The sequence below is a fragment of the Salmonella sp. 2020_1459 genome (genome assembly GCF_043847915.1).
In the GTDB taxonomy this organism is placed as follows: domain Bacteria; phylum Pseudomonadota; class Gammaproteobacteria; order Enterobacterales; family Enterobacteriaceae; genus Salmonella; species Salmonella enterica.
Genome location: NZ_JBCMFA010000003.1, coordinates 465,547 through 486,546 on the forward strand (window position 1 = coordinate 465,547; position 21,000 = coordinate 486,546).

A 21,000-nucleotide genomic window follows, 5' to 3' on the forward strand; every position below is an offset into this window, starting at 1 on the left:
TATGACTAATAATGTCATTTGAACTCGTCAATATATTATGCTGTCCGTTTACCAACCAAACAGGCATGACCTAAATCCAAAGGGAGGGGGGCGGCGTAACCAGCCGCAAAAAGTACCAATTAGACGAAAATCAGGAAACGAGTGCGCCAACACGGCGAGCGTCACCGCCTGCGTCAGAAAAGTTAAGAATAATTTGTGATATTATTTCTCATATGTTACCAGTAAATGGCAGGCTGACAGCCGTTCGCTGGTAAACACAACAGGCGGGATATCGGCACCCACGCCGATATCCCGACGAGAATGACCCCGTTACGCTTTGATGACGATTAACGGTTCAATATCGCTCTCTTTTTTAATGACTAATGAATCATCGCCGCGCAGGCACGTACCGCCGTAGTTACCGCCCACGGTAAACGTACAGACCTGAATATACTTCCCGGCGACCTTCGGCAGGCACCACAACTGCTGATAGATATTTTTCTGCGTGGCGAACTTGCCGCTGGTTTTATCCAGGAGCTCTTCCTGATGGCTCACCAAATCAATATTACTACCGCAACGTCCGGCAATCGGTTTTACCGCATAGCCGGTCTGCACCAGCTCATCGTTAACGGTAAAATCCGTGTCGAGCAAATAGCGATGATGCGGGAAGAGCGACCACAGGATGGGCAGGATCGCTTTGTTACCCGGGATCACCGTCCACAGCGGTTCAAACACCAACACTTCCGGGCGCAGTAATACATCAATCAGCCGGACTTCATTTTCCGGGTGCCCGGTACGAATAGGCACTGCGGCATACTCCGTCTCGCTGACTTCGCGTATCTGCTCCATCGCCGTTTCCCACGCCCAGGTTTTCCAGACACAATTCACCAGCCGTCCGTCGCCATCGATCAACTGCCCGGCGTCATCCCAGCGCAACTCGCCCAGCCCGCGGAGAATTTTGCTCGCGAAACCGGCCTGATGCAGCGCCTGCTGCATAAACTGCGCGTGATAGTCCTCCTCGATATCATCATCCTGCATGATATGGACGAAAGGACGCGCTTTACTGTGTTTCCAGGCGCCTGCCAGCTCGTTAATTAAGCCCTCCGCCGGGTTATGCCCTTTACCGGTATAGCCCTGCTCAGCCCATTTTTCGAGAATTAATCCCGCTTCGGTATGGCATGATGCGGAATCGGCATTGTATTCATAGACTTTCAGCCCGCGTTCATCCATGCAGAAATCCATACGACCGGTGATCATATGGTGACGACGGCGCTGCCAGGAGAGGCGCAGACGCGGCCAAAGAATTTTGGGGATATCGAATAGCGCCAGCAGATTATCGTCTTTTAAAACTTTGTCCGTGGCGTGCAGGTACATCAAATGCAACTCATTGGTCGCTTTGATAAGCTCCTGTTCAGCGCTCTCGGTGATGGTAAAATACTGGTACGGGTCCTGATTGATAACGTGTCCGTTCGCCTGCACATAGGCTTTTTGTAACGGATCGCGCTCATCCAGCCACGGACCGTCAAACTGACCTTTCTCTGGCAGTCTTGCGCCGCGAATCGCCAGCGACTGATTCGCGATGTCAGGCTGTGACAAACTGTATTGCGTGTCGTCGGTCTGGATCATCCAGCCTAAAATCGTCGTGTCATCAAAGGTGTCGCGCAGGGTGTAACACCCGTTTTCTACAACCATTTCCAGTTCGCGAGTCCACTGCTGCCCTGGCGGCAATGGCGTGTGGATAACGTTTTGCTCAGCAATACGAATTTTGTTATCCAGGAGCTGGGTGATAATCGCAACGTGCCCGGTTTCGTTAAACTCGCCGCCCTTTTGCCAGATGAGCAGCGCCCCGGCCTCCGGCGCGCGCGGCGAACCGTTCGGGAAGGCCTGCAAAGGCAAAATATTGTCATTCACGACCTCGCGCAGAAAACGCAGCGAGAAGATTTCCCAGGCCATGCCGACGTCAGTAAAAACAACGCCATAATTCAGAAAGAGAAAACGGCGGGCAAATTCCACGCACTGCCATTTATGCCCCATGTATTCATCGTCGATGTAGCTACGAAAAGCTGCGTCGTCGTCGTCCCACGGATCGAGGGAATTGTAATCTGAAGAGTAGATCGCTACGCCGCCGGGGGCGTAACCCAATAATGTCCCGAAGGGGGCATCCTGACTGGTGGTTCCTTTGCTCATGCACTTACCTCAAAACAAGACCGCCTGAGCAGCCTGGCGTGATTTCGCTCTGATTGTCTGCTCTGTGACACTAACCGGACAGAGGTCGACATAATCATACACCTCAATAAGGCACACTGAGGCCAGAAGGTTAAAATTTCACTCGTCGGAATGTCCCAATCGGTTAAATGTCCGGTTAGCAAGCTGCTACACTGCTTCAACACCACCACTGTGAAGGCAGGTCAATATGGCAGATAATACTTATCAACCCGCAAAAGTCTGGACGTGGGATAAATCCGGCAGCGGCGCGTTCGCTAACATTAATCGCCCGGTTTCCGGCCCGACGCACGACAAAACGCTGCCCGTCGGCAAACATCCGTTACAGCTTTATTCGCTGGGGACGCCTAACGGCCAGAAAGTGACCATTATGCTGGAAGAACTCCTGGCGCTGGGCGTGACCGGCGCCGAATATGACGCCTGGTTGATTCGCATCGGCGAGGGCGATCAGTTCTCCAGCGGCTTTGTTGACATCAATCCGAACTCAAAAATTCCGGCGCTGCGCGATAACTCACACAACCCGCCGATTCGGGTTTTTGAGTCGGGCGCAATTCTTGTTTATCTGGCGGATAAGTTTGGCCATTTCCTGCCGCAGGATCTGGCTAAGCGCACAGAAACCCTTAACTGGTTGTTCTGGCTACAGGGCGCGGCGCCGTTCCTCGGCGGCGGTTTCGGTCACTTCTATCATTATGCGCCGGTAAAAATTGAGTACGCCATTAATCGCTTCACCATGGAAGCCAAGCGTCTGCTGGACGTGCTGGATAAGCAGTTAGCTCACCACCCGTATGTCGCGGGAGAAGAGTACACTATTGCCGATATGGCCATCTGGCCGTGGTTCGGCAACGTGGTGCTGGGGAATGTCTATGATGCAGCGGAGTTTCTGGATGCCGGAAGTTATCAAAACGTACAACGCTGGGCGAAGCAGGTAGCCGAACGTCCGGCGGTAAAGCGGGGGCGCATTGTCAACCGGACCAACGGCCCATTGAACGAACAGCTTCACGAACGCCATGACGCCAGCGACTTCGAAAACAATACCGAAGATAAACGTCAAAGTTAAACCATGATGCCGGATGAGGTAGTAATGTCGTCATCCGGCATGGTATTCCCTGCTGACGCTTCGCTTATCAGTTCTGCGAGTGTGTCATATTCGGCGCTTCACTAAACCCATGTTGCATGAGAATCAACCTCGCCCGTGCTGACAGTAAAAAGTCGGCAAGCGTTTTTCCCTGCTCGCTCAGGCAGGCAAAGCCATATTCAGCCACGGGATTATAAGGTTCCGGGATATCAACCACTCGCAGCGAATTAACCTGCCGTAGCCTGGGAGCATAGCTGGCATAGCCGATAAAGATATCGGTGTAATCATGATTGATGAGCCATTCCGCAGCCAGCCGGCCCGCCGGTAACGGCAAAGTCTGCCTGCCGCCAACCAGCGCTACCGCGCGTTTTCGGACCGCTTCGCCCTCCTTGCCCATCCGCGAAAAAAGCTGCTGCGTATAATCGCCGGAAGGATCGCAACCTGCTGTTGAGGTGCCGATCCGCAGATCCCGCCGGGTTAATAGCGACAGCCAGTCCTCGCCTTCACGCATCGCCTGTGCCCGCACGCTCAGACACAAACGGTTCGTCGTAAAAGGCGCGACCCGCAGCGCCCGCCCGCTTTCCAGCAGCGCCTGCGGATGCGCCAGGTTCGCCGAAGCAAAAAAGTCGCACGCTTCGCCCGCTTCGATGCGTTCACGTAACAGCCCCGCCGGACCGAAATCACATACCGCATCCGCCTGAAACGCCGTCATTAGCTGCGGCCAGACGACGCGCAAGCTCCCCGCTGCCAGTATTCGCATCACTGTACGCCCTGATAGTCAGTACGGTAAAAACGTTGATACCAGTCGTTAGCGGCCTTTTGCATGTCAATATCGTGGAATTTTTGCGGATAGAGTTTTTTCGCCATCCACAGTTCGCCGATTCCCACCGCCTCCGGCATCGGATATCCCCAGGCTTTGGCATAATCCGGCATCAGGTAAACCCGATGATGCTTCACCGCGTCAATGACCTGCCACTGGGGATTGTGCAGGATCTCATTGACGACCTTTGGATAGCGATTCTGGACAAAGATCACCTGCGGATCCCAGGCGATCACCTGCTCCATTGTCACCTGCTTAAAGCCTTTCACCGAGGATGCCGCTACATTCAGCGCCCCCGCATGGGCCATCATCAGACCGGTATATTTACCGGAACCGTAGGTGGTCAACTCCGGATTCGCCATATAGGCGCGAACTCGCTCATTTTCAGGAACCGACTGCAAACGGTCGCTGACCATCTTGCGACCTTTATCCATCGCCTCAATCAGCGCTTTCGCCTCCTGCGGTTTATTGACGATATCGCCAATCAGCGTTATTCCTTCACGCAGCCCGCGATTATAAGCCTGCTCTTCATCGGCCAGGGTCGGGTTCATTTTAGCCTGCTCGCCAGCAATATCATGGCGCAGCGAAATCGCCACCACCGGAATGCCAAGACGGCTGATCTTGTCGATCATCTCCTGCGGAGCGTAATTCGTGACAAACACCACCTGCGGGTGCAGCGCCACCAGTTTTTCAAGATCAACGTGCGTTAGATCGCCCAGCGAGGCTTTTTGCGCCAGTTCCGGCGCCAGACGCGCATAGCCGTCGCCTAATTGCTGTTTCCAGTTCGCCATGACCCCAACGATTTTGTCAGTGGCATTCATCTGTACAAGGAGATTGAGCGTTTGATGCTGGAGCACCACCACTCTGTCGACGGTGTCCGGAACCGTGACCTGGCGGCCAATTTGATCGGTAAAAGTACGCGCCGCCTGTGACATTAACGGCCAGCAAAAAAGCAACGCCAGCAGAGAGAGCTGGCGCAAAAATTTATTCATAGGTTTCGCCCCACAATCGATATATAAATAATTATACAGCGATTATAGAGCGATATAATAGAGGTGATTAAGGGATCACGCGCTGGTGATGTCGTACTCCATGCGGCGCAGCGCATCTAACGTGGCTTTCGCTTCGTCTTCGTCAATGATGCTCATCGCAAAACCAACGTGTACCAATACCCATTGCCCTACCAGATCGGCTGGCTTACCTTCACAAATCAGAGCAATATTGACATCACGTTTGATGCCACACACTTCCACCTGCGCAAGCTGGTGAATATCATCTCCGACGGCCAGCACCTGACCGGGGACGCCAATACACATAATTAACCACCTGAAATAAAATGCGGGTTATTCGACCTCAATACTCTTTACTTTCAACGAATCGCCGGTATCCACCCGCAGGCGATCGCCATGACAACGCGGACATTGCGCGTCATGCCTGAGAATTTCCACCACCTGACTGCAATCCCAGCACCAGGCCTGGGCCGGTCTGTAGTCGATGTGCAATTCGCACCCTTGCGCTAAAGTCCCCTGGCAGGCGATATCAAAACTGAAACGAACCGCGCGCTCTTCAACGCACGAAAGCGCGCCTATCTCCAGCCATACGCCGGTGACGCGCGCCACGCCGTGCTGTTCTGCCTGCTGCTGAATAATTTCAACGGCGCTTTGGCAAAGAGACAGCTCATGCATTCTCACAGCTCCGACGGCCAAACAGCAACGCACGCCGGCTTGTCTGCGGCGCATCAGGATTGCTTACCGGCAGAGATAACAGCATCCGCGCGCAGTCATCCGCCAGCCGGACGCCCTCTTCCGGCGACAGGCTACGGGAAAGCGGCGACATCAACGAGCAGGCAAGATATTGCGAAACGCCTTCCAGTTCGCCAACGGTAAAGGTCATCGTGCCATAAGGCAGTTGCAGACCGAGTTTTTCACCGACGGTACGCCTGGGCCAGATCTGGTCCGGGCCAGGGAAGATTAATGCGCTTAACATCCACGGCGTAATTACCGTGCCCGTCCATTGTCCTTCAAATAACGTAAAATCAGAGACATGCACTGGCATAGTCGGATGCAGAAACGAAAGATCGTGCATCGAACGATGGGCTATCTCTTCAAACGCCGCCTGAACCCGGGCGACGGGCGCCGTGTCGAATCCGGAAAACGTTTCAGACATGCGCCGTCTCCTTAGGAATTGCTTCGACGCCGGATTCACGCAGCGCAGCAAGAACCTGCTCAAGCGCAGGCTCAATCATCGCCTCGACGGTTGGCGTTAAGCCGATGTGCGGTTCCAGCGACTGTGGAATAACGCCAACCAGGGTCAGTTTCTTCGGAAACTCGCCGGTAAAGCGGAGGGCCGACAATACGTCGGCCAGTCCAAGCTGATGGGGGGAGATTTTGTTGGTGAACAGCGCCGGAACTTCATCGTCGCGCAGTACCATAATGGTTCCCGGCGCGTTCTTTTTCGACACGATGGCGTCGGCAATGATCAAATGATCACGATTCGCCATATCGCCAAGAAGTTCCATTCCCGCCGTACCGCCATCCAGAATCTCAACGAAATCCGGCAGGGTGTATCGTTGCTCTAACGCTTCAACAATACGCACCCCGATGGCTTCATCGGTCAGCAAAATATTGCCGACCCCTAAGACTAATATCCGCATTACAAAACCTTCACCGAGACCACTTCATTGCCATCGGCGTCCACCACGTGTACCGCGCACGCCATGCAAGGGTCGAAGGAGTGGATGGTACGTACCACTTCCAGCGGCTTCGCCGGATCGGCGATCGGCGTACCGACCAGCGACTGTTCGTACGGCCCCACGTCATCGTTGAAGTTACGCGGACCTGAGTTCCAGGTCGATGGCACCACTGCCTGATAGTTACTGATAATACCGTCTTTAATCACCATCCAGTGAGACAGCATACCGCGCGGCGCCTCCAGGAAGCCCACGCCTTTGAACTCGCCCGTCGCCGGAATGTTCGGCTTCACAAACGTGGTGTAATCGCCTTTGCCGATATTTACAATCAGCGCGTTGTATTGATCCTGCAATATGTTTTGCAGTTCACAACAGTGAACGGTACGCCCGATGATACGACCCAGCGTAGAGTGAAGTTGCGCCATTTCCAGCGTTTTGCCGGTCAGCTTCTGATAAAGCGCAATGATTTCATTGAGCTTGGTCTGCGTGGATTCACGACCTGCAGCCAGTTTACACAGCATGTTCGCCAGCGGCCCGACTTCGACGGTTTTGCCGTAGAATGTCGGCGACTTGACCCATGAGTATTTACCGTCATCCGACCAACCGTCGTAAGCCGGGATCGTAGTGCCTTCCCACGGCGCCTGCGGCGCTTCATCTTTGTACCAGGCGTGCTTCGCGCTCTCCTGAATACCTTTAATCAGGAACTCGTCGGAGTGAGAGGTGATCGGACGGTATGTCGACAGATCGGCATTGGTAATGTAACCGCCCGGGAACAGGAAACTGCCGTTTTTACCGTCGGTCGGGAATTCCGGCGCGCTCAGGTAGTTCACCGCGCCTTTGCCACGCTCCAGCCATTCCGGATAGTAGGCCGCGATGACTGCGGTATCCACTTTATACACCTGCTCGACAAAATCGCTCAGCTTATCAATAAACGATTTGATGTACATCAGGCGTTCAAGGTTCAACGTACCGATGCTGTCGAGATTGATCGGGTTCGCCACCCCACCGACCGCCAGGTTCTGGATATGCGGCGATTTACCGCCCAGCAACGCCACCACGCGGTTAGCGTCACGCTGACATTCCAGCGCCTGCAGATAGTGAGCGACCGCAATCAGGTTGACCTCCGGCGGTAACTGCATTGCCGGGTGCCCCCAGTAGCCGTTGGCGAAAATACCTAACTGACCGCTGGCGACAAGATCCTTGATCTTGTTCTGAACTTTCGTGAACTCTTGCGCGCTGTTCAGGTGCCAGCTCGACACACCATCCAGCATCGCGGAGGCTTTTTCCGGATCGGCTTTCAGCGCAGAGGTAATGTCCACCCAGTCCAGCGCAGAGAGCTGGTAGAAATGGACAATGTGGTCATGGGTGGTATGCGCCGCCAGAATAATATTACGGATATACTGCGCGTTGACGGGAACATCAATATTCAGCGCGCTTTCCGCCGCACGAACGGAGGAGATCGCGTGAGTTGTCGTACAAACGCCGCAAATACGCTGCACAATCATCCACGCATCGCGCGGATCGCGGTTCTTCACGATCTCTTCCATACCGCGCCACATGGTGCCGGACGCCCATGCTTTGGATACGACGCCGTTCTCAATTTCGCAGTCAATGCGTAAATGACCCTCAATACGGGTTACCGGATCAATAGTAATTCTCTGGCTCATGCTTTGCTCGCCTCATGACGATTATGATCGTTTTGTTTTAAAGGAGGAAGTATCGGCAGTAGACGAATGAGTACGATGTATGCACAAATCTCAATGGCCACAAAACCAATAGAAATCAACAATTCTTCCCAGGTTGGGAAGTAGTGGTAGCCGCCACCCGGGTTGAATGCCACCAGCGAATAGGTCAGACGCCACGTCGCGCAGCCCAACAGCGCGCTCAGCGCCGACAGGTACAGCATACGAGAGTCATTACGCAGTTTCGCCACACGCAGCACCACTAACGGGAAGACCATCAGGACGACTTCAATCCAGAACATAGCGGAGTAAAAATCGCCGGCAAACGCATAGGACAGCTTGTCGCGATAAATCAGTTCGCCAAAGCGCAGGACGACGAAAATCGCCAGCAGCACGCTGATGGTATTCGTCAGCTTAACAAACAAATTTTTCTCATCCGGACCGTTTCCTTTCAGGCCTGCCTGAACCAGCGAACCCTCAAATATGACAATGGAGAAGCCCATGATAAACGCGGTCAGAACCGAGAACAGCGGCAGCATTTCATAGCTTTGCCATAGCGGATGCACTTTATAGCCCGCCGAGATCATCAATGACCCCATTGAGGACTGGTGCATCGTCGGCAGCAGCGCGCCCAGCGCGATAATAAAGAACATCACCTTATTCAGACGCTTGAGCGACACTTTCCAGCCCAGACGTTCAAACAGGGCAGGCGCAAACTCCAGCGCCATCACGCCGATGTAGATGGTCATACAGACCGCCGTCTCAAACAGTACCGAGTTCACGTTGAAGTGACCTGGAATGTAGAAGTACGGCAGGTTCCAGTAACGACCGACGTCGATAGTGATCGACAGGCCGCCCAGCGAGTAACCAAACAAGCTTGCCAGCAACGCCGGGCGCACCAACGGATGGTATTGCCCACGGTTAAAGACATACACCGCCCATGCCAACGCCCAACCGCCGCAGGCAAAGCCGGTGCCGATCAACAGGTCAAAGGCAATCCAGACGCCCCACGGGAAACCGCCGTTCAGGTCGGAAACGGAGCCCAACCCGAAGACCAGACGCTTCACGATAAGGAGCATACACAGGACGATTAACGGTCCAAAAATAATGACCGGTTTACTGATGATTTTTCCGCCCAGCGGTTTTGGATCATGACTCATGATCGTCTCCTCCATCGTGATGGTCGTTTTTGCTATTACGACGAACCAGCACGGTTAAGCCCGCCAGCGCAGCCAGGGGTAGTATCATGCCTTTATAAAGCGTGTGTTGAACATGCTCGGAGCGCGCTCCGGTTGAAAGGTCATCCAGCTTCGGCAGATCCAGATCTTCATAAGGAACGCCTGTCAGCACCAGCACCTGAGTACCACCGCCCTCTTTTTCACCGTAGAGGTGTGGGTAGTATTTAGGCACCGTATGCAGATAGGTGTCGTCCGTTTTCAACGTCTGGCGCGGATAGTGATATTCACTGCCTGGTTTGAGGGCCAGACGTTTTTTCGCTTCCGCCATCAGCTCTTCACGAGTACCGAAAATGACGGCCCCTGCCGGACAAACTTCCACACACCCAGGCAAACCGCCTTTATCCAGACGCTCAACGCCTTTCTGGTTACACAACTCACACTTGTGAAGCGCGCCAAACGGGTTGTTGTAGTCGTACTTAGGTACGTTGTACGGGCAGGCAACCATACAGTAACGGCAGCCGGTGCAGACATCTTTGTCATAGTGGACGATGCCGGTTTTCGGATCTTTTTTCAGCGCCGACACCGGGCAAACGGAAACGCAGTTAGGATCGACGCAGTGCATACACTGTTTCTTGATGTAGGCATAGCCGTTCTCTTCCTGATCTTTGTTCACGCCCGTACCGCTACGCCATACCTGAATAATGTTATTGGTATACGGCGACAGCTTGTCGTTGTTCGACCAGGTCTGCTCCCCTTCCGGGTTACGCGCCGGGAAGTTGATATCCTGACACTTTGTGACGCAGGCCTGACAGCCCACGCACAGAGTGGAGTCATACAGCATACCCAGCGAACCTGGAATCGGCGGACGGTTTTCTGCAGCCGCATGGCTGACAGACGGCGCGGCGCCCAACAGCAATGCTCCACCGGAGGCTGCTTTAATAAAGTCACGTCTGTTCACGGTTATTCTCCCCGTGAGTCAGCGTTATCTTTCTTTTGCTGACGCCCCAGTTCACGTACCGCCATCACGCTGACGCCGGCAACCAGACCGACTACGCCGCCAAGCAGACCGACAGCGCCCGCAGAGATATTGCCGCCTTCTTTCATATTGACGTCAGGTTTCTCTGAACGCGGAGTTTGGTTTTCGACATGAGCAAGCTGGTGAATGCCCTTATGGAAGCCGATACCTTCTTCGTTACAGCCATAGCAAGGATGACCGATCGCCACTGGCCAGACGCCGCCAACGTCACAGAACTGTAACGTAGAACAGTTGCCCCAGGTTTCCGGCCCTTTACAGCCAAGATGGTAGAGACACCAGCCCTGACGGTGGCCTTCGTCGCCAAATTCTTTGGCAAAACGGCCTGCGTCGAAGTGTGGACGACGTTCGCAATGCTCATGAATCAGACGGCCATAGGCAAAGGTTGGACGATTTTTCGCATCCAGCTTCGGCGGCGTGCCGTAAGTGATGATATGCGCGACGGTCGCCAGGAAGTTATGCGGGTTTGGCGGACAACCTGGAATATTGATAACCGTTTTGCCCGGTAAGACTTCCTGCAGACTGACAGCGCCGGTTGGGTTTACGCCAGCCGCAGCAACGCCGCCCCATGCCGAGCAGGAACCGATAGCGATAATCGCGGCTGCGCCATCAGCGGCTTTGCGGATGTGATCCACGATCGGCTCGCCGGCAACCATGCAGTAGATACCGTTATCTTTTAGTGGGATAGAACCATCCACCACCAGAACATATTGCCCTTTATACTTCTCCAGAGCGTTATGTTTGTTTTCTTCGACCTGGTGACCGAATGCGGCGGAAAGCACCTCGTGGTATTCCAGAGAGATGGTCTCCAGAACGAGGTTTTCAACGGTTGGGTGTGTAGCACGAAGCAGTGATTCGGTACAACCGGTACACTCCTGAGCGCCAATCCAGATAACGGGCGGACGCTGTGGATTGGATACCGATTCTGCCATTTCTGCGGCGGCTTTGCTACTGAGCCCCATAGTAGCGGCCAGTGCTGCACAAAGCTTCATGAAATCACGACGGTTAATGCCGTGAGAAGTGATGAGAGTATTATCTCCAGTCATTTTATAGTTATTCCGTTACGAAGACCTGGCTTTTATTTTGCACTGTTCGCGAAGAAGTTATTGCGATCGGTACGCCATTTACCACACTTTTTTTATGGTTATGTGCGCCATAATACTTCGACGGAACAGTAAAACGAAGGGAAGAGGCGATAGTGTAATTAATTAAAGCAAGATAATACCCCTGTTGGATCAACCTTCGAGTCGATAACCGGCCATAAAGAAGCGAACCGCCATCCCGGAATGATTCTCTTTAAAGAAATCCATCACCATTTCTTTATCCAGACCATAGCGACGCGTCAGAATTCCAGCCTCCCACGCGCTAAGTTGACGATCGCCGGTCTTTTCGAACATACGGTGTGTAAAACCCAATACAAAGCCACGTTTATACTCAGAACAGAAATTCACCGCATGATGCGCGCTATATGCATATGGCGCGTGCAACCCGGCCATTAACCCTTTCCCAAAATGATTATTCATCTGACCTCCTTAGTCGCTATATAATAAATTATATAGCGACTAATTAAATGAAGGCCAGCGCATTACGCGCTTTTTTGCTTCACATCAGAAGGAAACCCATTCATCAGTAGACTGTGCGGGAGCCGACGCCATTCTCTGAACGCCAGGCGCCGCTTTCGCCGTTACGCGTTGTTGCGGCTCACTAGCGGAAAGCCGGAACTGCTGTACGGAGCGTTGCAAATCCTCCGTCTGCCGTTCCAGCGCCGCCGCCGCCGCGGAAACCTGCTCAACCAGCGCGGCGTTTTGTTGCGTAACGCTATCCATTTGCGTGATCGCCACGCCAACCTGAGAAATACCTTTACTCTGTTCTTCGGAGGCGGACGCGATCTGTTTCATAATCGTCGTCACTTCCGTGACGCCGCGCAGGATGGCGTCCATCGTCGCGCCGGTCTCCTGGACCAACTGCGCGCCCTGCGCTACGCGACGTACCGATTCGCCAATTAAGGCTTCAATTTCTTTCGCCGCCCCCGCGCTGCGGCTGGCCAGGTTACGTACCTCACCGGCGACCACCGCGAAGCCGCGTCCCTGCTCGCCCGCTCTGGCCGCTTCTACCGCTGCGTTCAAGGCCAGAATATTGGTCTGGAAAGCAATACTATTAATCACGGTAGTAATTTCGGCGATCTGCTGCGAACTGGCGGAAATACCGTTCATTGTTTCTACCACATCGGAAACCAGTTCACCGCCTTTTCCTGCCGTTAGCGAGGCGGCATCCGCAAGCTGACTCGCCTGGCGGGCGTGTTCGGCGTTCATTTTCACCGTTGCGGTAAGCTGTTCCATGCTGGCGGCAGTTTCTTCCAGCGCGGCGGCCTGTTCTTCCGTTCGGGAAGAGAGATCGTTATTACCGGTAGAAATTTCCGTCGCGCCGCGCCAGATATTGTCGCTTCCGGCGCGGATCGTACTCACGGCTTCGCGTAAACTGTCCTGCATCGCGCGCAGTAGCGGCACCAACCGGCCTACGCAGTTACGCCCCAACGCTTCAATCGGCTGGCTAAGATCGCCTTGCGCGATGCGCTGAAACTGCTGACGGATGCGCTCCAGCGGTTTCACCATCATTGCAACCAGATAGCGATCGGTAAAAATCAGGATAGCAATGCCCAGAATCACCGCCGTGATAAGCAGGATGCGGATGGTATAGGTTTTACCATCGACCATCACACGTGTGTTATCCAGCATGGTGCCAGCTTCATGACTAAACCGTTCCGCGCTGGCGCCGAACGCGCGACTGAGTGCGGGCGTGACCGTACTGGCATGTTCGCTCCAGGCGGTCAGCGATCCTTGCTGCGCCAGTTGCATTTGAGGAACGACGCCTTTCTCCAGCAAGGCCTGCCAGTTGGACAAGACCTCCCTTGAGATATCAGGGTTCATCGGCCCTGGCGATAGCGCTTTCATCTCCTCCAGCTTCTGACGCATATTCTCGAGCGACTGCCGGGCGGGCGCAAAATCGGGCGTGCCGCCGCCGATTTTTACATCCATCGCGCGGCTAAGGCGGGTAACAAAGCGGAAATATTGATCGTTACCCTGGCTTAGCACCGTCATTTGCCGCACAAGATGCCGGTCAATATCATTTCCTTCCGAAACTTCGGATAAAGCATGGACGCTGTATAACCCCACCCCCGACCAGAGTAGACAAAAAAGTCCCAGTATCGTCAGCATGACCATACGAATAGTAAAGTTTTGCAGCAAACGCATATGAATTTCCTTGCTGAATATAAGAGATTAGTCATCAGACGATGACGCACTCTCGTTATCGGCAAGGCGCGGAGAATATATAATGCATTCTCCATTTTTTTACAGTTATCGCCGTTTACGTACCCGCAGATGTTATATATCTGTGAACGCAGAGAAAATCTTTCAGTGTTATTACTGAGTAAATGAATAGATGTAGTAAAAATATTGCGTAAGGCTGCAGGGAGACGGTTATCCACCGTTAAAGAAGCGCTGTTTTACAGCCGGGCTCAGCATCCTTTGCCCGACTGCCCCGCCGTGGACGGCGGCTCAATGGTTATGCCGCGTCAATCTGTCCAGATAGCCCATCACAAATGCCGACAGGACAAAGGTCAGATGGATGATGACATACCACATTAATTTGTTATCCGGGACGTTTTTCGCGTCCATAAACACGCGTAACAGGTGAATGGAAGAGATAGCGACTATCGATGCCGCCACCTTATTTTTTAGCGACGTCGCATCCATTTTCCCCAGCCAGTTCAGCTTCTCCTTGCCCGCAGTGATATCCAGCTGAGAGACAAAATTCTCATACCCGGAAAACATGACCATTACCAGCAACCCGCCGACCAGCGTCATATCAACCAGCGATAACAGCACCAGAATCAGATCGGCTTCCGCCAGGGCAAAAACGTTCGGCAGAACGTGTAGAATTTCCTGGAAAAATTTTAGCGCTAAAGCGATCAGCGCCAAAGAGAGGCCAAAATACACCGGCGCGAGCAGCCAGCGAGACGCATACATTACATTTTCAAGAAAGCGTTCCATAGGGACCTGTCAGGTAACTAAAACCAGCAACAGTATATCTCAACCATGCAACATCAGATCAACATGCAGTTAAGAGCCTATCCCACCAGGCGTTATTGGCGCAGCCAGTTTGGACACGGACAGCGCGCAAAAACCGGAGCGTACACGTAGTACGTGAGGTTTGACTCGCTACGCTCGCCCTTCGGGCCGCCGCTAGCGGCGTTCAAAACGCTAACGCGTTTTGGCGAGCACTGCCCAGGTCCAAAATGGCAAGTAAAATAGCCCTAATGGGATAGGCTCTAAATCTCATCCGGTTTAACCTGTGGGCGCTGATATTCCGGCCATACCAGTGCGACCAACGCCGGGTAGGCTTCAAGACTGAACTCACGAAAACACTGGCGTAAATTAAGGACGTCCAAATCCGAATACGGCACCTTTTCTCCGTTCAGACAACGCTTCTTAATATTGTCGTAATACTTATAAACGGCAGAGTTAAGGTCGCTGCAACGACGCTGTGCGTCAAATAATCCAGGCGTTTCATTCAACTCAGCCATTGTCATTCGTTTTATCGTTGCATGAAGGAAATCGATATATTCATGGTTAACGCGCCAGTACCATACCGGCGTTATCGAATTCATTAATACTGAGAAATGATCTTCGCCCTCTTCCTTTGTCATGGGTTCAGTTTGATTTAAATTTACGACTTTTCCACCAGGACGTTTTTTATTAACCTCCCACATCAGGAAGAGTATCGCGCCGGTCAGTAATAGCAATATAATAACAGAATAAAAAATACTGTTCATAGCAGGCTCCATTTTTTTTGATTTTAAAATTACGCCATGTTATTGTCAACGAAACCCACACTATTAAAAATAGTATACCACTGATCGTAAAGGATATTTAGTCATGCTTCCTGAGCATCTGGTTTCCTCTCATTTTCGCCTGTCATCGCCGCCCCCTGAAGCCACAGAAAACAGTAAAAATTTGCCTAAGGGAAAGACAAAACTCAGCGATTATGAGCCCGATATTTTAATTAGCGCTAACGCTGCCGGGCAACACAGAAACGTATTATTTGAAGAACGTGACCGTCATATTAAAGAACGTCTGTATTGTGTGGCTAAAATTGAAACGTTTGCCCGCCTGATAAACGCACTACAGGCAGAAGGCGATATTGATGCCCAAACGCTAAGTAAAATACTGGCGGATAAAACCGCAATGATAAATGAAAAAGGCAATGCCATTTGGCTTAATTTAATCACTCGCGAAACCAATATGCCGCTATTTTATTCACTGGAAGATAAAGATGAAAGAAGTTGAAGACAATAACGTTTATTTGGCTTTAGACAACCATAAAAGTGATGAATTTATCTTAAAGCAAAATCTTGCAGCGCTAATCGCCAGCAAAAATGCCACCCTAGAAAAGGTAACGCAGGAGGTGGTATCCATACCGGCGGCGTTAGTACGCCTGAAGTGGCAAAACCGACGGGAGATGTATGCGTTACAGGTCAAAGAGGAGATTTATGGCGCGACCATCAATGCCATTATCGAGCAGCATCCTGAATTACGAGACAAAATTATGTCTCGTCTTGAAAGTGACTGGCAGCATCTGCTGGCTCGCGAGACGGCAACCCTACGTCTGACGCGTAAGCTTTCCGATGGCGACTACCGGACGCGCAACGTCACCACCGTCGCACGGCGAGAAAAATAACCTTCATGGCTAGTTAACTCTGTTGTGAATACGGGCGAAGCATAAGGATCGTTCTGATTCTCCCTCTTACGGTAGTAAAAGTGTCTACGCTTAAAGGGTGTTCAACCTGAAGGGAGAAGCTCAATGTCTCATCTATACGACCCTACCACGCAGTATTACACCGGCGAGTATCCTAAGCAAAAACAGCCGGCGCCCGGCGTCCAGGCGAAAATGACGCCTGTTCCTGACTGTGGTGAAAAAAGTTATGTCGGCAGTGGTCGCCTTAAAGATCGTAAGGCGCTGGTGACAGGGGGCGACTCCGGGATTGGGCGCGCTGCCGCTATCGCTTACGCGCGTGAAGGCGCAGATGTCGCGATCAACTATCTGCCAGCGGAAGAAGAGGACGCCCAGCAGGTTAAAGCGCTGATTGAGGAGTGCGGCCGTAAAGCGGTGTTATTGCCAGGCGATCTTAGCGACGAATCTTTCGCCCGTTCGCTGGTCCATAAGGCGCGTGAAGCGCTGGGCGGGCTGGACATTCTGGCGCTGGTGGCCGGTAAACAGACGGCAATCCCGGAGATAAAAGATCTGACCAGCGAGCAATTTCAGCAAACTTTCGCCGTTAACGTTTTTGCTCTGTTCTGGATAACCCAGGAAGCGATTCCGCTGCTGCCAAAAGGCGCCAGTATTATCACAACGTCGTCTATCCAGGCGTATCAGCCCAGTCCGCACCTGCTGGATTATGCGGCAACCAAGGCGGCAATCCTCAATTACAGCCGTGGCCTGGCGAAACAGGTGGCGGAAAAAGGAATTCGTGTGAATATTGTCGCGCCTGGCCCTATCTGGACAGCGCTGCAAATTTCCGGCGGTCAAACCCAGGATAAAATTCCGCAGTTTGGTCAGCAGACGCCAATGAAGCGGGCCGGCCAACCGGCAGAGCTGGCGCCGGTGTATGTCTATCTGGCAAGCCAGGAATCCAGTTACGTTACCGCAGAAGTGCACGGCGTGTGCGGCGGGGAACATTTAGGCTAACGCATGAAGTCGATTAAGGTGGCGCAATTCTGTTAAGCAAGGCGCCATCTTAGGCAATAAAAAAAGCCGGGTGGCGACTTCGCCTTACCCGGCCTACAGTATCAGCAGAATATTTATTTCGCTTTCGCGGTCTCTTCGCCGACCAAACCAATCTTGAGATAGCCCGCCTGATGCAGCATATCCATCACTTTCATCAGGGTTTCATACTCTACGGTTTTATCCGCACGGAAGAAAATCGTAGTATCCTTTTTCCCTTCCGTCAGGGCCGTTAGCTCGGCAATCATCGTATCATCCGTCACCGGATCGTTACCGATAAACATGGTGTTATCCGCTTTCACCGACAGATAAACCGGTTTTTCCGGACGCGGCTGTGGCGTACTGGTAGAAGCGGGCAGATTCACCTTGACGTCCACCGTCGCCAGCGGCGCAGCCACCATAAAGATAATCAGCAGAACCAACATGACATCGATAAACGGCGTCACGTTGATTTCATGCATTTCGCCGTTGTCATCCAGGTTCTCGTTAAGACGCATTGCCATGACGCATTACCCTACCCGTAATTTCTGCGCGGCGCGTACCGGCTGCGCACTGGCGCTCGCATTCAGATCAAGATCGCGGCTTTGCAGCAGCAATACCTGCGCCGCCACGTCGCCCAGCGTCGCTTTGTAACTGCCTATCTGACGTGCGAAGATGTTGTAAATGACGACCGCCGGGATCGCGGCTACCAGCCCAATCGCCGTCGCCAGCAGCGCTTCCGCAATACCAGGAGCGACCACCGCCAGGTTGGTGGTCTGCGTTTGCGCAATACCGATGAAGCTATTCATAATGCCCCATACGGTGCCAAACAACCCGACGAAGGGGGAAATGGCGCCGATCGTCGCCAGATAACCGTTGCCTCGTCCCATGTAGCGGCCCACCGCTGCGACGCGACGTTCCAGACGGAAGCCGGTACGTTCTTTAATCCCTTCGTTATCTTCGCTGCCCTGAGAGAGTTCCAGTTCATTCTGCGCTTCATTGATGAGCTGTGCGCTGAGGCTTTTTGCGCTGAAACCTGCCGCAATGTCGGAAGCCTGATCTAAAGAGCGCGCATCGGCTAATTGCAGTTGTTCGCGCTTTAAGCGGCGCTTTTGAGTGAAAAATTCAACGCTTTTACTGAAGAAGATAGCCCAGGTGACGACTGACGCCAGAATCAGACCAATCATCACGCACTTCACGACAATATCGGCGTGCTGATACATACCCCAGACGGAGAGATCCGTCTGCATCAAATTATTACCCACTCTGTATCTCCAGGACGCAAATCACAAAATCTGAGCATAATAATATCAAAACGGCGTCGAATTGATAGTCGTTCTCATTACTATTTACATACTGCCGCACCTTTACTGCTTTTTCTTTGCGCTTACGCATTAAAAAAGCCACCTGTTTTTATTTTGGCAAAATTTTCATCTGTATCACACGTCGCCAGGGTGCAGATGGTTATATTCATGCTAGTTTAGACATCCAGACGGTTAAAATCAGGAAACGCAACATGACGGATAAACAGTTGGATACCAAACTGGTAAACGCAGGACGCAGCAAAAAATACACGCTTGGCTCAGTGAATAGTGTGATTCAACGCGCTTCTTCACTGGTGTTTGACACCGTCGAGGCCAAAAAACACGCTACCCGCAATCTCGCCAACGGCGAATTATTTTACGGACGCCGGGGAACGCTGACCCACTTTTCGCTCCAGGAAGCCATGTGTGAACTGGAAGGCGGCGCCGGATGCGCGCTCTTCCCGTGCGGCGCGGCGGCGGTTGCCAACACCATTCTGGCATTCGTTGAGCAGGGCGACCACATCCTGATGACCAACACAGCCTATGAACCCAGCCAGGATTTCTGCAGCAAAATTCTCGGCAAACTGGGCGTGACGACAAGCTGGTTCGACCCGCTCATCGGCGCTGATATCACGCAACATATTCAACCGAACACGAAAGTCGTATTTCTGGAATCCCCCGGTTCTATTACCATGGAAGTACATGATATTCCGAGCATTGTCAGTGCGGTCAGACGCGTCGCGCCAGAAGCCGTCATCATGATTGATAATACCTGGGCGGCTGGCGTTCTGTTCAAAGCTCTGGAATTCGATATTGATATCTCTATCCAGGCGGGCACTAAGTATCTGATTGGTCATTCTGATGCGATGGTCGGTACTGCCGTTGCAAATGCGCGCTGCTGGGAACAATTGCGGGAAAACGCCTATCTGATGGGGCAAATGCTCGACGCCGACACGGCTTATATGACCAGCCGCGGTCTGCGCACACTCGGTGTCCGACTGCGCCAGCATCAAGAAAGCAGCCTCAAAATCGCCGCATGGCTGGCGAACCATCCTCAGGTCGCGCGCGTTAATCATCCGGCCCTGCCGGGTAGCAAAGGTCATGCGTTCTGGAAACGAGACTTTACAGGTAGCAGCGGCCTGTTCTCCTTTGTGCTCAATAAAAAGCTGACCGAGGCAGAATTATCAGCCTATCTGGATAACTTTTCGCTGTTCAGTATGGCTTACTCCTGGGGAGGCTACGAATCGCTGATTATTGCTAATCAGCCGGAACAGATCGCCGCGATTCGTCCCGCAGGCGGCGTAGATTTTACCGGTACGCTGATTCGGGTGCATATTGGTTTAGAGAGTGTTGATGATTTGATCGCTGATTTAGCCGCCGGCTTCGCCAGAATTGTGTAAAGTTGCCGGGGATGGACATATATGCAGACAATTTCCGTGGAAAAGTCTGCGTTTGTTGCGTCCGGGATCAAGGCATCCCGGACGATTCAGGAGTACAATAGGCGAATAAAAGCATAAATGCTGTTCCACAGGAAAGTTCATGGCTGTCATTCAAGATATTATCGCTGCGCTCTGGCAACATGATTTTGCCGCGCTGGCGAATCCACACGTTGTTAGCGTCGTCTACTTTGTCATGTTCGCCACGCTATTTTTAGAAAACGGTCTGCTGCCAGCATCATTCTTACCTGGCGATAGTCTGCTGCTACTGGCAGGCGCGTTGATCGCCCAGGATGTGATGCATTTTTTGCCGACGATTGGCATTCTCACCGCCGCGGCCAGTCTCGGCTGCTGGCTAAGTTATATCCAGGGACGCTGGCTCGGTAATACGCGTACCGTCAAAGGCTGGCTGGCGCAGCTTCCGGCAAAATATCATCAGCGCGCCACCTGCATGTTTGACCGTCACGGTTTGTTAGCATTGCTTGCCGGGCGCTTTCTGGCGTTTGTCCGCACTCTGCTGCCAACAATGGCGGGCATTTCCGGCCTGTCCAACCGCCGGTTTCAGTTTTTTAACTGGTTAAGCGGCCTGCTGTGGGTGACTGTCGTGACCAGCTTCGGCTACGCGCTCAGTATGATCCCGTTTGTTAAGCGCCATGAAGACCAGGTAATGACATTTTTAATGATCCTTCCCGTCGCGCTACTGGTCGCCGGGCTGTTAGGTACGCTGGTCGTGGTGATTAAAAAGAAATACTGTAACGCCTGACGTATCCATAATCGGCCAGGATGGCCCGGTTACGCTTCGTTGACCCGTGGCGGGAT

23 protein-coding genes are annotated in these 21,000 nt (G+C 52.8%); 6 read left to right on the forward strand and 17 right to left on the reverse strand.

Translation table 11 applies throughout. From position 1 onward, the window contains the following. Positions 1–309: 309 nt before the first annotated feature. The gene (gss, locus tag ACH0VJ_RS10665; protein WP_000033685.1) at positions 310–2,166 is read right to left on the reverse strand and encodes a bifunctional glutathionylspermidine amidase/synthase; all 1,857 of its coding nucleotides are present in this window, start codon (positions 2,164–2,166) and stop codon (positions 310–312) included. Positions 2,167–2,392: 226 nt separating this feature from the next. On the opposite strand from gss, the gene yghU reads away from it, so the two are divergent. Beyond that, the gene (yghU, locus tag ACH0VJ_RS10670; RefSeq protein ID WP_000774862.1) at positions 2,393–3,259 is read left to right on the forward strand and encodes a glutathione-dependent disulfide-bond oxidoreductase; all 867 of its coding nucleotides are present in this window, start codon (positions 2,393–2,395) and stop codon (positions 3,257–3,259) included. Positions 3,260–3,326: 67 nt separating this feature from the next. On the opposite strand, the gene ACH0VJ_RS10675 is transcribed toward yghU, so the two are convergent. From ACH0VJ_RS10675 to ACH0VJ_RS10740, 14 genes are all read right to left on the reverse strand, one after another. Continuing rightward, a complete protein-coding gene (locus ACH0VJ_RS10675) occupies positions 3,327–4,037 on the reverse strand; it encodes a molybdate ABC transporter substrate-binding protein (protein ID WP_001626693.1) in 711 nt (236 codons plus the stop codon). Beyond that, positions 4,037–5,089, reverse strand: coding sequence for an ABC transporter substrate-binding protein (locus ACH0VJ_RS10680; protein ID WP_001032005.1), 1,053 nt, complete (start codon positions 5,087–5,089; stop codon positions 4,037–4,039). The genes ACH0VJ_RS10675 and ACH0VJ_RS10680 overlap by 1 nt, the downstream gene beginning before the upstream one ends. A 75-nt stretch (positions 5,090–5,164) precedes the next feature. After that, a complete protein-coding gene (gene hybG / locus ACH0VJ_RS10685; RefSeq protein WP_000334889.1) occupies positions 5,165–5,413 on the reverse strand; it encodes a hydrogenase maturation factor HybG in 249 nt (82 codons plus the stop codon). Between the two features lie 27 nt (positions 5,414–5,440). Beyond that, on the reverse strand, positions 5,441–5,782 hold the full coding sequence (gene hypA / locus ACH0VJ_RS10690) for a hydrogenase maturation nickel metallochaperone HypA (RefSeq protein WP_000544946.1): 342 nt from the start codon (positions 5,780–5,782) through the stop codon (positions 5,441–5,443). Next, positions 5,775–6,263 carry a hydrogenase-2 assembly chaperone gene (gene hybE, locus ACH0VJ_RS10695; protein ID WP_000004953.1) on the reverse strand — a complete coding sequence of 163 codons (489 nt, stop codon included), beginning with the start codon at positions 6,261–6,263 and terminating at the stop codon, positions 5,775–5,777. Before hybE ends, hypA begins: the two co-directional genes overlap by 8 nt. Beyond that, on the reverse strand, positions 6,256–6,750 hold the full coding sequence (locus ACH0VJ_RS10700; RefSeq protein ID WP_001221960.1) for a HyaD/HybD family hydrogenase maturation endopeptidase: 495 nt from the start codon (positions 6,748–6,750) through the stop codon (positions 6,256–6,258). The genes hybE and ACH0VJ_RS10700 overlap by 8 nt, the downstream gene beginning before the upstream one ends. Beyond that, positions 6,750–8,453 carry a hydrogenase 2 large subunit gene (gene hybC / locus ACH0VJ_RS10705; RefSeq protein ID WP_000083044.1) on the reverse strand — a complete coding sequence of 568 codons (1,704 nt, stop codon included), beginning with the start codon at positions 8,451–8,453 and terminating at the stop codon, positions 6,750–6,752. The genes ACH0VJ_RS10700 and hybC overlap by 1 nt, the downstream gene beginning before the upstream one ends. Then, entirely contained in the window at positions 8,450–9,628 is a 1,179-nt protein-coding gene (gene hybB, locus ACH0VJ_RS10710; protein WP_000017678.1) for a Ni/Fe-hydrogenase cytochrome b subunit, read from the reverse strand. The genes hybC and hybB overlap by 4 nt, the downstream gene beginning before the upstream one ends. Continuing rightward, positions 9,618–10,604, reverse strand: a complete 987-nt coding sequence (gene hybA / locus ACH0VJ_RS10715) for a hydrogenase 2 operon protein HybA (RefSeq protein WP_001081721.1) — start codon at positions 10,602–10,604, stop codon at positions 9,618–9,620. The genes hybB and hybA overlap by 11 nt, the downstream gene beginning before the upstream one ends. 2 nt (positions 10,605–10,606) lie before the next feature. After that, positions 10,607–11,725, reverse strand: coding sequence for a hydrogenase 2 small subunit (gene hybO, locus ACH0VJ_RS10720; protein ID WP_000145429.1), 1,119 nt, complete (start codon positions 11,723–11,725; stop codon positions 10,607–10,609). 189 nt (positions 11,726–11,914) lie between these two features. Then, positions 11,915–12,202, reverse strand: a complete 288-nt coding sequence (locus tag ACH0VJ_RS10725) for a DUF2623 family protein (RefSeq protein WP_001059119.1) — start codon at positions 12,200–12,202, stop codon at positions 11,915–11,917. Between the two features lie 84 nt (positions 12,203–12,286). After that, the gene (locus ACH0VJ_RS10730) at positions 12,287–13,930 is read right to left on the reverse strand and encodes a methyl-accepting chemotaxis protein (RefSeq protein WP_001238437.1); all 1,644 of its coding nucleotides are present in this window, start codon (positions 13,928–13,930) and stop codon (positions 12,287–12,289) included. Between the two features lie 306 nt (positions 13,931–14,236). Further along, positions 14,237–14,731 (reverse strand): TIGR00645 family protein, encoded by a 495-nt coding sequence (locus tag ACH0VJ_RS10735; protein WP_000439338.1) that lies wholly within the window; start codon positions 14,729–14,731, stop codon positions 14,237–14,239. Positions 14,732–15,009: 278 nt separating this feature from the next. Then, positions 15,010–15,513 (reverse strand): ESA_00282 family adhesion-associated protein, encoded by a 504-nt coding sequence (locus ACH0VJ_RS10740; RefSeq protein WP_001536683.1) that lies wholly within the window; start codon positions 15,511–15,513, stop codon positions 15,010–15,012. A 103-nt stretch (positions 15,514–15,616) separates the two neighbouring features. Between ACH0VJ_RS10740 and ACH0VJ_RS10745 the strand changes: the two genes are divergently transcribed. The 3 genes from ACH0VJ_RS10745 (at position 15,617) to ACH0VJ_RS10755 (ending at position 17,426) form a co-directional block, all read left to right on the forward strand. Next, entirely contained in the window at positions 15,617–16,027 is a 411-nt protein-coding gene (locus tag ACH0VJ_RS10745; protein WP_000936446.1) for a hypothetical protein, read from the forward strand. Continuing rightward, a complete protein-coding gene (locus ACH0VJ_RS10750) occupies positions 16,014–16,418 on the forward strand; it encodes a hypothetical protein (RefSeq protein WP_000665658.1) in 405 nt (134 codons plus the stop codon). The genes ACH0VJ_RS10745 and ACH0VJ_RS10750 overlap by 14 nt, the downstream gene beginning before the upstream one ends. Before the next feature lie 123 nt (positions 16,419–16,541). Further along, on the forward strand, positions 16,542–17,426 hold the full coding sequence (locus tag ACH0VJ_RS10755) for an SDR family oxidoreductase (protein WP_000019032.1): 885 nt from the start codon (positions 16,542–16,544) through the stop codon (positions 17,424–17,426). A gap of 113 nt (positions 17,427–17,539) precedes the next feature. On the opposite strand, the gene exbD is transcribed toward ACH0VJ_RS10755, so the two are convergent. Beyond that, positions 17,540–17,965, reverse strand: a complete 426-nt coding sequence (exbD, locus tag ACH0VJ_RS10760) for a TonB system transport protein ExbD (protein ID WP_001251476.1) — start codon at positions 17,963–17,965, stop codon at positions 17,540–17,542. 6 nt (positions 17,966–17,971) lie between these two features. Then, positions 17,972–18,706 (reverse strand): tol-pal system-associated acyl-CoA thioesterase, encoded by a 735-nt coding sequence (gene exbB / locus ACH0VJ_RS10765; protein ID WP_000527859.1) that lies wholly within the window; start codon positions 18,704–18,706, stop codon positions 17,972–17,974. 251 nt (positions 18,707–18,957) lie between these two features. Between exbB and metC the strand changes: the two genes are divergently transcribed. Next, positions 18,958–20,145, forward strand: coding sequence for a cystathionine beta-lyase (metC, locus tag ACH0VJ_RS10770; protein WP_000130261.1), 1,188 nt, complete (start codon positions 18,958–18,960; stop codon positions 20,143–20,145). A gap of 139 nt (positions 20,146–20,284) precedes the next feature. After that, positions 20,285–20,944, forward strand: a complete 660-nt coding sequence (yghB, locus tag ACH0VJ_RS10775) for a DedA family general envelope maintenance protein YghB (protein ID WP_000268441.1) — start codon at positions 20,285–20,287, stop codon at positions 20,942–20,944. The last annotated feature ends 56 nt before the right edge of the window (positions 20,945–21,000 follow it).

Bases quoted from the DNA above. Each gene is read 5' to 3' on its own strand.
- ACH0VJ_RS10750 (WP_000665658.1), top strand. From the start codon at position 16,014: ATGAAAGAAGTTGAAGACAATAACGTTTATTTGGCTTTAGACAACCAT.
- gss (WP_000033685.1), bottom strand. From the start codon at position 2,166: ATGAGCAAAGGAACCACCAGTCAGGATGCCCCCTTCGGGACATTATTG.
- ACH0VJ_RS10755 (WP_000019032.1), top strand. From the start codon at position 16,542: ATGTCTCATCTATACGACCCTACCACGCAGTATTACACCGGCGAGTAT.
- ACH0VJ_RS10745 (WP_000936446.1), top strand. From the start codon at position 15,617: ATGCTTCCTGAGCATCTGGTTTCCTCTCATTTTCGCCTGTCATCGCCG.
- exbD (WP_001251476.1), bottom strand. From the start codon at position 17,965: ATGGCAATGCGTCTTAACGAGAACCTGGATGACAACGGCGAAATGCAT.
- ACH0VJ_RS10680 (WP_001032005.1), bottom strand. From the start codon at position 5,089: ATGAATAAATTTTTGCGCCAGCTCTCTCTGCTGGCGTTGCTTTTTTGC.
- ACH0VJ_RS10700 (WP_001221960.1), bottom strand. From the start codon at position 6,750: ATGCGGATATTAGTCTTAGGGGTCGGCAATATTTTGCTGACCGATGAA.
- ACH0VJ_RS10730 (WP_001238437.1), bottom strand. From the start codon at position 13,930: ATGCGTTTGCTGCAAAACTTTACTATTCGTATGGTCATGCTGACGATA.
- metC (WP_000130261.1), top strand. From the start codon at position 18,958: ATGACGGATAAACAGTTGGATACCAAACTGGTAAACGCAGGACGCAGC.
- hypA (WP_000544946.1), bottom strand. From the start codon at position 5,782: ATGCATGAGCTGTCTCTTTGCCAAAGCGCCGTTGAAATTATTCAGCAG.
- ACH0VJ_RS10740 (WP_001536683.1), bottom strand. From the start codon at position 15,513: ATGAACAGTATTTTTTATTCTGTTATTATATTGCTATTACTGACCGGC.
- ACH0VJ_RS10675 (WP_001626693.1), bottom strand. From the start codon at position 4,037: ATGCGAATACTGGCAGCGGGGAGCTTGCGCGTCGTCTGGCCGCAGCTA.
- hybG (WP_000334889.1), bottom strand. From the start codon at position 5,413: ATGTGTATTGGCGTCCCCGGTCAGGTGCTGGCCGTCGGAGATGATATT.
- hybE (WP_000004953.1), bottom strand. From the start codon at position 6,263: ATGTCTGAAACGTTTTCCGGATTCGACACGGCGCCCGTCGCCCGGGTT.
- yghB (WP_000268441.1), top strand. From the start codon at position 20,285: ATGGCTGTCATTCAAGATATTATCGCTGCGCTCTGGCAACATGATTTT.
- hybO (WP_000145429.1), bottom strand. From the start codon at position 11,725: ATGACTGGAGATAATACTCTCATCACTTCTCACGGCATTAACCGTCGT.
- ACH0VJ_RS10735 (WP_000439338.1), bottom strand. From the start codon at position 14,731: ATGGAACGCTTTCTTGAAAATGTAATGTATGCGTCTCGCTGGCTGCTC.
- yghU (WP_000774862.1), top strand. From the start codon at position 2,393: ATGGCAGATAATACTTATCAACCCGCAAAAGTCTGGACGTGGGATAAA.
- hybC (WP_000083044.1), bottom strand. From the start codon at position 8,453: ATGAGCCAGAGAATTACTATTGATCCGGTAACCCGTATTGAGGGTCAT.
- ACH0VJ_RS10725 (WP_001059119.1), bottom strand. From the start codon at position 12,202: ATGAATAATCATTTTGGGAAAGGGTTAATGGCCGGGTTGCACGCGCCA.
- hybB (WP_000017678.1), bottom strand. From the start codon at position 9,628: ATGAGTCATGATCCAAAACCGCTGGGCGGAAAAATCATCAGTAAACCG.